The sequence below is a fragment of the Rhodococcus sp. MSC1_016 genome (assembly GCF_023667485.2).
Taxonomy (GTDB): domain Bacteria; phylum Actinomycetota; class Actinomycetes; order Mycobacteriales; family Mycobacteriaceae; genus Rhodococcus_F; species Rhodococcus_F oxybenzonivorans.
The window spans coordinates 69414-83230 of the sequence record NZ_JAMOZI020000002.1 but is presented as its reverse complement, the minus strand read 5'-3'; the positions used below and the strand labels follow the sequence as shown (position 1 = coordinate 83230).

12 protein-coding genes and 1 pseudogene are annotated in these 13817 nt (G+C 59.7%); 6 read left to right on the top strand and 7 right to left on the bottom strand.

Translation table 11 applies throughout. From position 1 onward, the window contains the following. The first annotated feature begins 331 nt into the window (after positions 1-331). The gene (locus L1080_RS32750) at positions 332-1573 is read left to right on the top strand and encodes an RNA polymerase sigma factor (RefSeq protein WP_250776492.1); all 1242 of its coding nucleotides are present in this window, start codon (positions 332-334) and stop codon (positions 1571-1573) included. A gap of 280 nt (positions 1574-1853) precedes the next feature. On the opposite strand, the gene L1080_RS32745 is transcribed toward L1080_RS32750, so the two are convergent. The 6 genes and pseudogenes from L1080_RS32745 to L1080_RS32720 form a co-directional block, all read right to left on the bottom strand. After that, on the bottom strand, positions 1854-2921 hold the full coding sequence (locus tag L1080_RS32745) for a quinone oxidoreductase family protein (protein WP_250776491.1): 1068 nt from the start codon (positions 2919-2921) through the stop codon (positions 1854-1856). 503 nt (positions 2922-3424) lie between these two features. Then, the gene (locus L1080_RS32740; protein ID WP_250776490.1) at positions 3425-3760 is read right to left on the bottom strand and encodes a Dabb family protein; all 336 of its coding nucleotides are present in this window, start codon (positions 3758-3760) and stop codon (positions 3425-3427) included. Continuing rightward, a pseudogene (locus L1080_RS32735) lies at positions 3757-4354 on the bottom strand (dehydroquinate synthase/iron-containing alcohol dehydrogenase family protein). Before L1080_RS32735 ends, L1080_RS32740 begins: the two are co-directional and overlap by 4 nt. Before the next feature lie 113 nt (positions 4355-4467). Then, positions 4468-4761, bottom strand: coding sequence for an antibiotic biosynthesis monooxygenase family protein (locus tag L1080_RS32730; RefSeq protein WP_250776488.1), 294 nt, complete (start codon positions 4759-4761; stop codon positions 4468-4470). A gap of 40 nt (positions 4762-4801) precedes the next feature. Then, complete coding sequence (locus L1080_RS32725) at positions 4802-5317, bottom strand: flavin reductase family protein (protein ID WP_250776487.1); 516 nt, start codon at positions 5315-5317, stop codon at positions 4802-4804. Between the two features lie 2 nt (positions 5318-5319). Further along, a complete protein-coding gene (locus L1080_RS32720) occupies positions 5320-6540 on the bottom strand; it encodes an acyl-CoA dehydrogenase family protein (protein WP_250776486.1) in 1221 nt (406 codons plus the stop codon). A 162-nt stretch (positions 6541-6702) separates the two neighbouring features. On the opposite strand from L1080_RS32720, the gene L1080_RS32715 reads away from it, so the two are divergent. Further along, on the top strand, positions 6703-7809 hold the full coding sequence (locus tag L1080_RS32715) for an AraC family transcriptional regulator (RefSeq protein ID WP_459032366.1): 1107 nt from the start codon (positions 6703-6705) through the stop codon (positions 7807-7809). Between the two features lie 178 nt (positions 7810-7987). Here the strand turns inward: L1080_RS32715 and L1080_RS32710 are convergent, their stop codons facing one another. After that, positions 7988-8773, bottom strand: coding sequence for an IclR family transcriptional regulator (locus L1080_RS32710; protein WP_250776484.1), 786 nt, complete (start codon positions 8771-8773; stop codon positions 7988-7990). A gap of 534 nt (positions 8774-9307) precedes the next feature. On the opposite strand from L1080_RS32710, the gene L1080_RS32705 reads away from it, so the two are divergent. From L1080_RS32705 to L1080_RS32690, 4 genes are all read left to right on the top strand, one after another. Next, entirely contained in the window at positions 9308-9628 is a 321-nt protein-coding gene (locus L1080_RS32705) for a ferredoxin (RefSeq protein ID WP_308202202.1), read from the top strand. After that, the gene (locus tag L1080_RS32700) at positions 9625-10791 is read left to right on the top strand and encodes an NAD(P)/FAD-dependent oxidoreductase (protein WP_250776482.1); all 1167 of its coding nucleotides are present in this window, start codon (positions 9625-9627) and stop codon (positions 10789-10791) included. Before L1080_RS32705 ends, L1080_RS32700 begins: the two co-directional genes overlap by 4 nt. 13 nt (positions 10792-10804) lie before the next feature. After that, positions 10805-11986, top strand: coding sequence for a cytochrome P450 (locus L1080_RS32695; RefSeq protein ID WP_250776481.1), 1182 nt, complete (start codon positions 10805-10807; stop codon positions 11984-11986). A gap of 181 nt (positions 11987-12167) precedes the next feature. Then, positions 12168-13367 (top strand): cytochrome P450, encoded by a 1200-nt coding sequence (locus tag L1080_RS32690; RefSeq protein ID WP_250776480.1) that lies wholly within the window; start codon positions 12168-12170, stop codon positions 13365-13367. The last annotated feature ends 450 nt before the right edge of the window (positions 13368-13817 follow it).

Below are 13817 nucleotides of genomic sequence, written 5' to 3'. Positions count from 1 at the left end.
CGCTACGAACGGCTTCGCCATACTGTCTGCCGATCACTCCGAGCAGCTCGATCGGGGAGAGGGTCTCGTGGATCCCCGCGGACATTCGTCAACAGCAGTCTGTCCATGGTTGAGAATCCCACTATCCACCCTGCTAATCGGCATGGTGGCGCTGTTGCACGCGACTATTTGACGGTATCGAGTGAGTCCCCACGCTCGGATCGAGACACTTGCATCTGCGGGTGAATGATAAAATATCACTGCGTCTATGCCGCGCCCAACGACACCTGAAGGCCTCTCCGCGAAGACCGTGTGCACTTCGCGATGCCCTGACAGCATCGCGAAGGACATAATGACCGCAAAAGAAGCTTCTATCGTTGCTGAGTTTGATGCCGGGTTTCAAGCGCCCGACGCACTAACATCCACAGCAGTTGGGATTTCCGAAGGGAAGCTCCAAGTCGGGCGGGAAGCCGCAAGAGCAGTGGACAATCTGATGCGGGCAGGCACAGCCGGCGAAGGAAAACCGGTGGCAGTAGTTCAGACAGCTCACGCGGCAGAAGATGCTGATGAAGACGCAGAAGACCCGGACGAACATAGAGCCACTGCGAGCTCTGACGGGGACGAAGGTGAGTCCCAGACGTTGCAACCGGCCCGCAAAGACGCCGAGCATACAATCTCCGCGGACTCGACCCGTGCATATTTGAAGCAGATCGGGAGGGTGCCCCTCCTTACTGCGGAACAGGAAGTAGATCTCGCCATACGGATCGATGTGGGGCTCTATGCCTCTGAGAAGCTGCGTGGTGCTGCCAACAATGAGGTCAAACTACACCGATCCCTGCGCCGGGATCTGTCGTGGCTCGTTCAGGACGGAAGACGAGCCCGAGACCACTTGCTTGAAGCAAATCTCCGTCTGGTCGTATCGCTGGCGAAGCGGTACACCGGTCGCGGAATGTCCTTCCTCGACATAATTCAGGAAGGTAACCTCGGACTCGTCCGAGCAGTTGAGAAGTTTGACTACAGCAAGGGATTCAAGTTCTCGACATATGCTACCTGGTGGATCCGGCAAGCCATCAGCCGTGCAATGGCCGACCAGGCCCGCACTATCCGTATCCCGGTTCACATGGTGGAGGTCATCAACAAGCTCCGCCGTATACAGCGTGACTTGATGCAGGAACTCGGCCGTGATCCCACGCCTGTTGAGATCGCCAAGGAACTCGACATCACATCGGAAAAGGTATCTGAGGTCCAGCAGTACGCGCGTGAACCCATGTCTCTTGACCAGATGATTGGCGACGAGGGGGTCAGCAATTTCGGCGACTTCGTTGAGGACACGGAGGCCGTGATAGCCGTTGAAGCTGTGTCATTCACCATGTTGCGCGATCAGCTGCGAGTGATCCTTGAGACGCTAACCGAGCGTGAAGCGGGGGAAATCCGAATGCGTTTTGGCCTCAACGACGGCCAACAAAGAACCCTGGACGAGATCGGGCAGGCCTTCGGGGTCACCCGTGAGCGCATACGGCAAATTGAGTCCAAAACAATGTCGAAGTTGCGCCACCCCGCCCGCTCTCAATCTCTACGTGACTTTTTGGAATGATCTGCGCCAGAGCGAGTGTAGGTCGGTCTCATTCCTTAGCCGGTTCGTGGAAGATCGCCAAGAGTGCGGCACTCATCACCGATTTGACTGATTCCAGTCGCGTCATGCCCAGCTGTGGACGGTAGAGCTGAACATTATTAGCGATCGGCGTCAAGCTTGCGTTGCAGCCGCGCCGTCAATCATATAGCTGTCGAGGGCATCTCGCCGACTCCTCAGTTAGCTTAGAGAGGATTCGGCGGCGGCGACCTGTCCGGATGGTGCACAGTTGTGGTCGTGCCCATCATGGAGCTAGGAGTACCTTGCCAATCTGATGCCGCCCCTCCAAATATTCATGTGCAAGAACTGCATCCTTCAATGGGTATACTTTGTCGATGACGGGGCGAATTCTTCCTTGCCCAAGCATTGTCATGCAGAGCTCCTGGTCCCTTCGGCTGGCTGCTCGAACACCGGTGATGGTGATTTCTCCGGCGATGAAGGACTCCGAAGGGATGTCGACTTTCGGACTGTTTATTGCCATGACCGCAATGGTTCCCCCGAGCCGTACTGATTCGATGGCGAGTCTCATGAATTCATTGCCGCCGACACAATCCCACACTGCGTCAACCCCCAGCCCGTTCGTGAGTTCTTTAACCTGTTCAGGCAGAAACGGATTCAGCGAATTGAGAATGTGGTCATATCCAGCCGCCTCCAGCTCGTCCGACCGGTCAGGCTTCGTCGTTGTACCGATCACAGTTGCGCCGTGTAGGCGCGCGACCTGCGCGGCAGCGATGGCGAGTCCGCCACTCGCGCCGGTGATCAGCACTGTCTCCCCGAATCCGATCGGAGCGCGGTTTGCAGCACAGTTCAGCGGTGTTGTGTAGGACCACAGTGTCGCTGCGGCGGCGGCGTAATCGACTCCCTCAGGGATTCGGAGAATCTCATGTTGCGATCGAACAATGTACTCAGCATAACCACCGAAAATCTGATGCCCTGGGTAAGCGGTGTTGATGCAGAGATTGTCTTTCCCACGGACACACATGTGGCAGAGGCCGCAAGCTGGATGAGTCAGCTGAACGACACGATCGCCGGCTTCCCAACTCTGGACATCTGATCCGACTTCAACGATGTCGCCAGCTGCGTCCCGGCCAAGCTGGAAAGGTAAGGGCCAGGAAGGCCGACCTGGCAGCGTCTTCGGGAGTATTCCGGCTCGATAATTGAGATCCCAGCGATTAAGTGCTGTGGCACGAACTCTGATAAGCACGTCACCAGGGCCGACGGTGGGGATTGGAACCTCAACATTCTGGAGCACGGATGGGCCACCGTGCTCGAAGAGGCGAACAGCACGCATAGTACGACTACCAGTGGTCATGATACCTCATCGATCTTCGGGACTTGGTGCGGTTCGGATATACTGTTGTAGCGCAACATAATCCGGTGAAGACGATCAGTCAAGGGGTGTGTCCTGCGGTTCAGGAGCGGTCATAGGATTTGAGCGGATCGCCAAACAATGCTCTGCCTCATGGTTGCTTGGGAGCTACGCCGACACAGGTTTTTTGGCGACGTAGAATGTGAGGTAAGGGTTCGCCCTGCAACGCTGACACGCGCGCATGTACTGCCAAATGCTGGAGGCGTCCAGTAGTTTCCGAGCAGCAGTGATTTATGCGACAGACCGCTCCCTTCGACCAGTTATAAGGCACCGATAAAAACGAGCAGGCGGTAGTCTGGATCTGACGTCTGCTGTCACTTCCTTGCATCCCATTCGGATGAGGTCGTGGCTAGCTTCCGAATCCAAATGGTCGCTGAGGTACGGATTCATCTAACCGGGCCTGTCGGCAACACAGGCAGACAAGGGCGGTCAGGCACCGCGCAGGATCAGCATGTGAATGCGATTTGGGTGGAGGTCCGGGTACGTGCGACAGGTGCAATGAGTTCGGAGATGATGGCGTGGTGTCCCTCGTCGATGGCGTAGGCCTTGTAGCTTGCGCTGGTGTCGAAGAGTGCGACGATCCCGAAGTCGGCAGTGTGGTCCTGCAGGGCGAGATCGGGTCCGGCGCGGTAGAACAACAGTCCGGGAACGGTGGTGGCGTACTTGTTCAGCGCTTGGGCGACGTGGGTGCCGTGATCGCCGTCCACGTCGTCGTTCCAGGTGATGTGCACGCTGTGGAGGACCGTCTCGGTGGAGGCAGTGGGGGGAGGGAAGTCGGTCACGAGGGCTCCATACTCAGGTCCCGGTCGGGTGTGGTGGCAGTCGTCGACGGATGTGGCGCCCGGCCTATCCATGCCCGCTTGAGGAGGGTGTCGATGTCGGTTTCGTCGATGGGGCGACGGTTGTGGTACGGGTTGGCAGTCACCTGGCCGGTCACTTCGGCGATGTCACTCTTCTCGTATCCGAGATCGGCAAGGGAGAGAGGCATCGGCAAGTACTGCTGAAGGTGCCACAAGGCTGTCCAGGGATCGCCGTCACCGAAGATATCGGTCAGGGCGGTGGCCATGTCGGGGCGACAGGGGCCTTTGAAGGCTAATACGTGGGGGAGCACGATCGCGTGGGTATCGCAGTGCGGGAGATCGAAGCTGCCGCCGAACACGTGACAGAGCTTGTGGTGCAATGTCATGGTGGTAGCGCCCAGTACCGCTCCGCAGAGCCAGGCTCCGTGTCCCCCTGGCCTCGAGGCCGTCGGGGCGGTCGACCAGGCGTGGCAGTGCGGTGAGCAGTCCCCGGGCTCCTTCGCATGCCATCATCGACCCGATGGGCGACCGGTCGGCGGCGTACAGGCCTTCTACGGCGTGGGCGATCGCATTCATCCCTCTGGTGACCGAGACCAAGGCCGGCAGGTCGATGGTCAGGACCGGGTCGTAGCCGGCCGCCCGGGGAACGACTCCCTGATTGGATGTCGACGTCGTCGGTTGGGTCGATGTCATACTGCGGTGTCCTCGAAGTGGATGACTTGGGGTGTGTCGGTGAAGAAGTGGCCGATCGCCTCCGCGAGGAGCTTTCCGTTAGTGGACGATGCGAACACCTCGGTGTGGTCGGCGACGGAGTCCCAGGCGACACGCAGCAGGTAGAGGCCGGGGTGGTCCACACTGCGCACGAGCTCGACGGTCTTACCCCCATTGGCTTCGAGAAGGTACTTTTCGGCCCGGGCGAAGGCATCCTCGAACTCGGCTCGCCTGTCGGGATCGGTGGTGATGTATGCGTGTTCGTAGATCATGGCTGCTCCGTATTGATCATGGTTGACAACTGCGGGGCACTCAGACGCTGATGAGGTGGTCGAGGTTGAGGAAGGTGCCCCCGTGGTAGACCAACGGTAGTTCCTCGCGCAGGACGTGCAGCTTGCGTACCTCGCCGACGACCTGAACATGGTCACCGAGCACACGGGTGGAGTGTTTGGCGCATTCGAAGACCACCGATGCTTCGGCGAGAACGGGGTCGCCCTTGTCGGAGGGAGTCCATTCGACACCGGCGAAGCGGTCGACGCCCTTGCCCGAGAAGGATCGGCATCGTTCGCCCTTGTCGTGACCGAGAATGTTGATGGTGAAGGTGTCCGAGTGTTCCATCCGCGGCCATGTGGTCGACTGCTTGTCGACGAAGAAGGTGACCAGCGCCGGCTCGAGTGATACCGAGGTGAACGACCCGACGGTCAAACCGACTGGCTTGCCCTCGGCGGTGGTGGCCACGATGGCGACCGGGGTGGGTACGTGTCGCATGGAGCGCCGAAACGTCGTCGGATCAACCGTTGCGTCGGTTCGAGCGACGTGCTGATTCATGGTTACACGTCCATCGTGAGTGCGTCGTCGGCGCCGATGAGCAAGCGCCCGTAGACCTCTTTGCCGACCTCGGGCGTGACGTAGGCGTGCCGTCCGGCGATTTCGGCGTCGCGCCAGATCCGGTTGAGGACATTGGCGTCGGCGAACGAACCGGCCCCGTTGGTGGTCATCAGAATGTCGATTCCCTCTTTGACCAGTTCCGCGATGATTCCGGTGTTGTTCCGAATCCTCCCGCGGGTGATCAGGTCGGGGAGTTCGCCGCGAGCGGCGGCGCTGTCGATATCGGCGGTGGCCTGCTGCATCAGCAATTCGGCGAGGTTGAACTTCGTCGCGGCCGCGGCCACCCCCAGCTGATGCGTCGGTGAGTTCTTCGCCGCCTTGTATTTGGTGTACGCGACCATCTTGTTCGGCAGCTTCTCCAAGGTCAGCTCCATTGCGTGCCGGGCCAATCCGAGCTGGGCGCCCACCAGAATCAGCGCGGCGACGGGGATGAACGCCATGTTCGAGTTGCGCTCGGTGCTCTTGTGGGGGGTGGCGAACTCCGCCTCCCGCATCGCGGCAAACCGCTGAATCCGGTGGTCCGGGACGAAGTGGTCCTCCACGACGATGGTGTCGCTGCCCGAGCCCTTCATCCCGGCCACGAACCAGGTCGGCTTGATCGTCCACGCATCTTTCGGGATGAGCGCCAGGGCGCGCGGATCTTCCCCCTCCTCGACATCGAGTGCAATACCCAGGGTGGCCCAGTCCGCGGCAAACGATCCAGAGGAATACGGCCACTGACCGCTGACAATGTAGCCACCCTCGACGCGCTGGGCCTTGCTGCCAGGAGTGAAAATGCCACAGCACTTGGCATCCGAATTGGTCCCGAACACCTCGTCCTGCGCCTGCTGGGAAAATGTGGTGCCGAACCAGGTGCACACATTCAGCAGGGTGACGGCCCACGCAGTGGACCCATCACCCTTCGCAACCTCGGCGACGGTCTCCATTGCTGTCCTCAGGTTCACCTCGTAACCGCCGTAGCGGCGCGGGACGAACAGCTTGAAAAGGCCCTCGGCCTCGAGTGCGGTAATCACCTCAGGGGCGGCGCGGCGCTCGACGGACCCCTGCTCGGCGTACTCGCGGATCAGCGGAATGAGCGCGGTCGCCTTGGCGACGACGTCCCAGTTCGGCCGCGACGCATCGGCGTCGGTGATCTGGGGGGTGGGTTCGAGCGTCTGAGTCATGATCGGGTCTCCTCTACACTGCTTGATATGTGACCGGTGCCACTGTGGAATAGACGGTAGTAATGACAGACCAGCCGTGAAATCCGGTTTACGCGATCGAATGTCCGCTACCGGTAACGGGACGCCGGACGAGAATCTGCACACTGACCTAAGAGGCCGACAATGACAGACAGTGCGCCAGACCGTGGCGGGGAGAAACCGAGCGCTCTGTTCGCTATGCCACCCCGCACGAACCCTGCCCTGCGCTGTGTCACCGATGACATCGACGAGTTCCGGGACAACCTGAACAGTGTCTTCTACCCGGCAGAGGTCAACCTGGTCGGCAATCGCGTGCAGACAGCTACCGCAGAACTATCGGCGGTGCGGCTGAACCACCTGACCATCGGACGTGCCAGATTCGGCAACGAGGCGAGTGTTGATCCCGGTGATCTGGGCACTTATCACGTCAACGTCCCGGTTACCGGTGAGGTGGTCTCTTGGTGCGGCGATCAACACACGGTCGCAACACCCCGGCGCGCGGCGGTCTTCACCCCGAACGAACACACCATCCTTCCGCTGTGGCGGGCCGACGCCACCCAGATCTGCATCAAGATCGATCGAGCCGGCCTCGAGGGCGAATTGGCGCACATGCTCGGCCGCCCGGTCGACAAGCACATCCGCTTCGAGCTCGAGATGGATTTGACCAGCCCGGCGGGAGCGCGGTGGCTCTCGACGCTGAGGATTCTCCTCGATACGCTCGACGACCCGGCCGGCATCCCCAACCCGGGGTTGATTTCGCAGATTGCGTATCTCGAGAGGGCACTGATCTCGGGCCTGCTCGTGCAGCAGCCACATTCGATGACCTCACAGCTCTACGCGCCGACGGAGGTAAGTAATCCGCGAGCGGTACAGAAGGTTATCGACCACATCGAGGGCTTCCCCGGTTCTCAATACACGATCGGTGATCTCGCAGTCATCGCCGGCGTCGGAGCACGCCAATTGCAGAATCTCTTCCAGGAGCAGTTCGGGATGTCCCCGACCACCTACATCCGGCAGATACGCCTCGACGGTGTGCGCGCCGAACTCGAACGAGGTGATGACACCACTCAAGTCGCTTCAGTGGCGCTCAACTGGGGATTCAACCACCTCGGTCGATTTGCCAGTCACTACGAGCGAAAGTTCGGAGAAGCACCCTCGCATACATTACGAGCGGCTGTCAGATCGCGTCACGAACCGAGAGACGTACGCCTGGCAACTACCAAGCGTCTAGATCCTAGTCAGTCGGTCTGATGCCGGTGGTGGAGGCGTTCGAGATCAGACGCTGATATGGCGAAGGAATAGTGTCACTGCATGAAACCCCCGACACTTGTGGATTGATGGGTCAGCCACTTTTCCAGTTTCGACCGGGGTGATTGCGAGAGTGCTTCCGTGGAACTGTTCGATACGGCCGAACAGGATCACCTGTGGGTCAATAATCAACGGCAGCCAGCTGCTCGGACACACCTGCAGCAGCACTCCTCACGGCAGTCTTGACGGACTTCAGTTCTCGGCTGGGGATTCGCGAAGCGACCGCAGCGATGCTCAATGCCGCGATGACAGCCCCTTTTGCGTCGTATATAGGCGCTGCAACTCCTAAGATCTCGTCGTCGAGTTCGCCGTGAGAGACAGCGACCCCTTCTTTGCGGATCTGCGCTAGGCGCTTCTGCAACTCTGTCGGGTCGGTGATCGTTTTTGCAGTGAAGCGCTCGAGAGGTGCTGCCGCGAGTAACTCAGTTACCTCGCCCTGCGGAGCCCAGGCAAGGAGGGCTTCCGCTGCTGCGCCGGCATTAATAGGAAGCACATGCCCGCGTTCGTACGACAGTCGAACCGCATGCGCCGATTCAACAAGATCTATGCACACCACGGACCGACCCGAGCGGCGCGTCAAGAGGACAGTCTCACCGAACTTCTCTGCCAGTGATTTCATGGCAGGGAGGGCGATATCTGACAGGCTCGAACTAGCTCGTGCAAGTTGCGCCAACATGAAAATTCTGGGCCCTAAACGAAACCCATTGGCAGATTCTTCGATGAAGCCAGAGTTGACGAGGCTCTGGAGATAGCGGTAACCCGTCGATCGAGCAACACCTATACCGTCGGCAATCTCCGTGGCCGTCCAAACCAGTTTGTCGTCTCTGAACAGCAGGAGTACGTCGAGCGCTCGATCGGCAGTGGAGTTGCGATCACGATAACCCGAGAGAGCGCGTTGTCCTGACATGCAGGACATGATACTGATGCCTCATTGCCGCGTCATAATTTCCTACAACAACGCAAAGCCTACCCGCGCCTCCTTTTCCATCTTCCTGGTCGGCGTGGCCGGTATCTGTTGGGCGGCATGCTGTAGCTACGGGTCGGATGCCCCTACGCTTGATGCGTTGCCAACGTTGCCGACCCGTCGTATCGCCTTTGGACGAGACGGTGGCGAGATCGTTGCGACAAAGCAATGTCGTTCCTAGCATGGCAGGCCATCGATCGATGGTGCTGTAGCGAGCAGTGGTGACAACTCAGGGCGAACGGTCAGCACCGCCACCTCGCATGGCGTTCGGCGAACGACTTGCGCATCGGAGCGCACCTGCCGAGGGAGGGCACAAAAAGGTGGCGGTCTGGCGACGAATGTGCACAAACAACCTTGGCAGACTTCGTGGATAAGGGCTAACTACAACGCATTTGGCACCGCCGGACTCCAAACCGTAGTGTGGATTACGGTGTGTGGAATGTCCTGAAATTCGGGACATGAATCTTGACTTGCAAGATGCCGCGAACATACGGTTGTCGCGGGAATCACACCTTCATCCCCGACGATTCCACAGGCCCGCGCAAGTCGGCCGAAAAGCATAGGAGTCAGATGAGTAGCCCAGACGTTGACCGGTTGATAGTCGACAGCGGTCGATGTGAAGGATATGGATTGTGCGAACAGGCTGCACCGGACCTCGTCCACCTGAATGACGAGGATGAGCTCGTGGTTGACATTGGCGAGATCGATCCAGATTCGCGCCCTCTCGCCGATGCGGCGGTGCGCGCCTGCCCCGTAGCCGCCCTGCGAATCCAGACGAACACGCCCACGTCGACATGAGTTCCGTCCGTCGTATCGTCGTGGTGGGGGCCTCCCAAGCGGGTTTGGCCTGCGCAACTGCGCTTCGTGGTTATGGCTTCGAGGGCGAGATCACCATGCTCGGTGATGAGCGGCATCATCCATACACAAGACCGCCGTTGTCGAAGGGCATACTCGTCGGCTCAGAGTCGGATGACAGTGTCTTTCTTGGCGGCTCTGAGAACGACATCACCCTGCGCACGTGCGCGTCCGCAGCCGGTCTTGACCGTGTGAACCGCCTGGTGACCCTCGATGATGGAGAACAGCTCCCCTACGACGGGCTTGTCATCGCCACCGGTGCGCGAGCGCGACGGATCGAGGCGGATCCCACTCGACGTGAAGTCACATTGCGAACCTTCGACGATGCTCTGGCGCTCCGCGATGGACTCGCTCGCGCCGGCGACGTCGCGGTCGTCGGTGGTGGCTTCTTGGGCATGGAGATCGCGTCTTCTGCGGTCAAGATGGGTAAGGCCGTCACCGTGGTCGATCAGACGAAACCGCTGTCTGCGCACCTCGGCCCCTTGCTAGCAGACATGTGCCTCACCGCAGCGGTTGACCATGGTGTGAAAGTCCGTGTTGTGAGTGAGGGAGTGCGGATAGGGTTCGACGAAGAGATGCCACGCCAGGTTCTTACGTTCGATCGCACCGTCATCGCCGAAGCCGACTTGGTAGTTACTGCGGCGGGTGATGTGCCGAATACCGAGTGGCTGAGTGGAAGTGGCGTCCGAATCGAAAACGGAGTAGTTGTTGACGATCGTTGTCAAGTCGCTCCGGGCATTGTCGCCGCAGGCGATGTCGTGTCCATGCCTACGAGTGCGGGGCGAATGGCGCGCAGGCCGCATTGGTGGAATGCCCTACGGCAGGCAAAGATCGCGTCTGCAACACTTTTGCGCCGAGAGGCTGCCAGCGCGCCGAACTCCAACGTTCCCTTCTTCTGGACCGAGGTTTTCGGGCTAAGCATCAGAGTCGCAGGACAATTGCCGCCGAGCGGTGCACCAACCGTACTGGAAGGCTCCGCCGCCGATCGCCGTGGACTAATGGTGTGGCCGACAGGTCCGGAAAACCTCGGAACTGCGGTTGCAGTAAATTTCCCGATCTCGGCCGCCAAGCTCGCCAGAATTGCCAACCAGACACCGATGCAGTGAAGGAACAACCGCAATGGCCGATACCGAAACCATTCCCCGATCCGATCTAGATATCTTCACCGATGAGTTCATGGCCGACCCCTATCCGGCCTTCCGCGGACTGAGAGACGCCGGAGCCGTAGTTCTCCTGGATGCCTCCGACGTTTGGGCAGTGCCGCGCTATGCAGAGGCCCGTCATGTGCTGGGCTCATGGGAGCAATTTTCATCAGCCGACATCGCGTTCAACGAGCAGTGCAACGCCTACGTTGGCGATGGCATTCTGCGCGCGGCCCCACCTCTCCATGACCGACTGCGCAACGTGCTAGCGTCCCGGCTCGCCCCGCGCGCCTTGCGGAAACTAGAGGTCGATATCAACCGTCGCGCGCGAGACATCGTCGAGCCCCTCGTCGCGCGGCAGTCATTCGATGCGATCTCAGAGCTGGCAAGGCGATTCCCGTTGGAGATCGTCGCTGATCTGATCGGACTGCCTGAAGCTGGGCGAGATCAGCTGCTGGAACTGCTTGACGCAAACTTCAACTGTTTTGGTCCCGACAATGCACGCACCCGCGAGTCGGCGCCGAAGCTGGCTGAACTCATCGAGTATGTGATGACTACCGCCACCCGCGAGAAACTAACGGAAAATAGCATGGGTCGTGCGGTCTTCGAAGCTGCCGATGCGGGACAGATTCCTACGGAATCCGCACCATGGCTGGTGATGACATATGTGACGGCAGGGATTGACACAACAGTGCACGCCCTCGGGCACGCCGTTTGGCTGATGTCCGAGCACCCGGAACAGTGGGAGTCGCTGAGGCAAAACCGGTCCCTCATACCTCAGGCGTTCCGAGAAGTCTTGCGCTATGAGTCTCCCATACAAGTTTTCGGTCGAACCGTAACCGCCGATTGGGTGGTCGGAGATGTGACAGTGCCGGCAGGGGAGCGGCTTGCGGTACTTTACGGATCAGCGAACCGGGACGAACGCAGATGGAACGACCCCGATCGCTTCGACATTGGACGAGACAACATGGAACATCTCGCCTTCGGCTACGGATTGCACGGTTGCGCCGGGCAGGCGCTCGCACGTATGGAGGGAGCGGCGATTCTGGGCGCGTTGGCCGACACGGTAAGCAGTATTGAATCGGGTGAGCCAGTGCGTCACTTCAACAATGTTCTTCGCGGGCTCGAATCACTACCCGTCCAGGTGGTCGCCGCCTGAAGGTCCACTTCTTCGTCGACCAGCCAAAGGATGACCATGCCAGTGACTCGGTGCCAATAGGGAAGGCGCCGAACCATTGGCCGGGACATGAAATCGCAGTTTAACCGCGTCGCCGATGAAGAACGAGTTGATTTGATGACGAGAATATCGTGACAGTTTCCACCCACCTAAGGAATACACGTTGTCTTCGCATATCGAAAGCCCGCAAATCTTCGATCCGCTCAACCCCGATCACTTCCCGGATCCTGTCCCACACCTTGCCGCGGCGCGCGAACGCTGCCCCGTCAGCACTCCGAGGGAGGGGCTGCACGTCTTGACACACGACTCGGACATCCGAGGCGTACTCGCTGACACGGTAACCTATTCCAACAAAGGCAATTTCAGTATCGAGCCTGAAGATGTCCCTTTGCCCTTCGCTACGATCACTAACGCCGATGCACCTGTGCACACCGAGCTGCGCAATCGGTTGCGAAAGAACTTCGCACCTGCGCATCTACGGACGCTTCGTGCGTGGGTTGAAGGAATAGTCGAATCGGCCATCGCCGGCCTGCCTGCCGACGGCGAGATCGAATTGTACGAACGGTTCGTGCGGGTCATCCCTGCCTCGGTGATGCACACTTTTATTGGCATCCCAGAAGAATCCTGGGCCAAAGCTCAGGACTGGGGCGATATTGTCGTCGAGACTGTTCCCGCCCCGTTAGGCGAGTTGCCGGAATTTGGCCAGCTCCTCGGTCTGCTCGGCGGCCTGGTTGCCGAGCGGAGAGCGCGGCCGACTGAACGGTCCGATGATGTCCTCGATAACCTCTGCTTCGCCGCACCGGGGGAGCGGACGATGTCGGATGCCGAGATTGTGACCCATATATTCCAGTTGGTCGTAGCGGGGACAGACACCACACGGAGTCTCATCGCCAATTGTATATGGCGATTGCTGGAGGACCCATCCCGATGGGACACGGTCGTCGCCGACCGCACGTTGCTGCCGAATGCGATTGAGGAATCGCTGAGAGTCGACTCACCAGCCCAGTTCCTAGTCCGTACTCGGAAAGTTGATGGCACCATTCAGGGCTGTCCTGTGAGCGAGGGAGACAAAGTCTACCTTAGTCTTCAGTCTGCGAACCTCGACGAAGCTACGTGGGGCCCGAACGCGGGTCGATTCGACCCCGAACGTGAGGATGCGCCGGGACATGTTGCGTTCGGCCGCGGCGTCCATGCCTGTTTGGGCGCTCCCCTCGCACGAATTGAGGCGATAGCCGCGATCGGGGCTCTGATGGACCGATATCCTGGAATGCGGCTCAGCCCGCGAGCGACGTGGGTCAACACCGGTGGCACAATCACTCGTCGACCCAGAGAAGTACTCGTGGCGCTTGCGCCGTTGCCTTGATCTAGAGTATTGGCAATCATCTGTCCGCAGTGCGGATTCCGTATGGATCGGACAAGACTTACGAGGCGGTTCACGACCTTGTAGCGTGATTCTTCACCTGGTTGAGCGGTCGGAGGGCCGATGGCTCTGAAGGCGTCGGTGACGCAGTCAGCTCGGGAGCGGGTGCGTATCCCGAGATCGAGTAGCGGCGGGCGTCGATTCTCTCGCCGTGTTAGTCGATGCGCCCGTGTTTCATGCTGGCAACTAACCGCATTCGGAGAGGGGCCGCTTGCAACCGATTGGAGATTGTTACTTCATACCGGCCCCTTGAGAGCGCAGTGAATGCGAGTTGGAATCCTCAAGAGGACACGGGTATCCAGTACCTTGGAGGTGTCGACAGGCTCTGCGGGCGAGGACAGGTTGGAAGTGTCGGTCGGTGATTCGGGGAAATCGTGAAATCCCGCTGCCGAC

Coding starts and splice junctions, on each gene's coding strand:
- L1080_RS32750 (WP_250776492.1), top strand. CDS start 332: ATGACCGCAAAAGAAGCTTCTATCGTTGCTGAGTTTGATGCCGGGTTT.
- L1080_RS32745 (WP_250776491.1), bottom strand. CDS start 2,921: ATGACCACTGGTAGTCGTACTATGCGTGCTGTTCGCCTCTTCGAGCAC.
- L1080_RS32730 (WP_250776488.1), bottom strand. CDS start 4,761: ATGATCTACGAACACGCATACATCACCACCGATCCCGACAGGCGAGCC.
- L1080_RS32725 (WP_250776487.1), bottom strand. CDS start 5,317: ATGAATCAGCACGTCGCTCGAACCGACGCAACGGTTGATCCGACGACG.
- L1080_RS32720 (WP_250776486.1), bottom strand. CDS start 6,540: ATGACTCAGACGCTCGAACCCACCCCCCAGATCACCGACGCCGATGCG.
- L1080_RS32715 (WP_459032366.1), top strand. CDS start 6,703: ATGACAGACAGTGCGCCAGACCGTGGCGGGGAGAAACCGAGCGCTCTG.
- L1080_RS32710 (WP_250776484.1), bottom strand. CDS start 8,773: ATGTCAGGACAACGCGCTCTCTCGGGTTATCGTGATCGCAACTCCACT.
- L1080_RS32705 (WP_308202202.1), top strand. CDS start 9,308: ATGCCGCGAACATACGGTTGTCGCGGGAATCACACCTTCATCCCCGAC.
- L1080_RS32700 (WP_250776482.1), top strand. CDS start 9,625: ATGAGTTCCGTCCGTCGTATCGTCGTGGTGGGGGCCTCCCAAGCGGGT.
- L1080_RS32695 (WP_250776481.1), top strand. CDS start 10,805: ATGGCCGATACCGAAACCATTCCCCGATCCGATCTAGATATCTTCACC.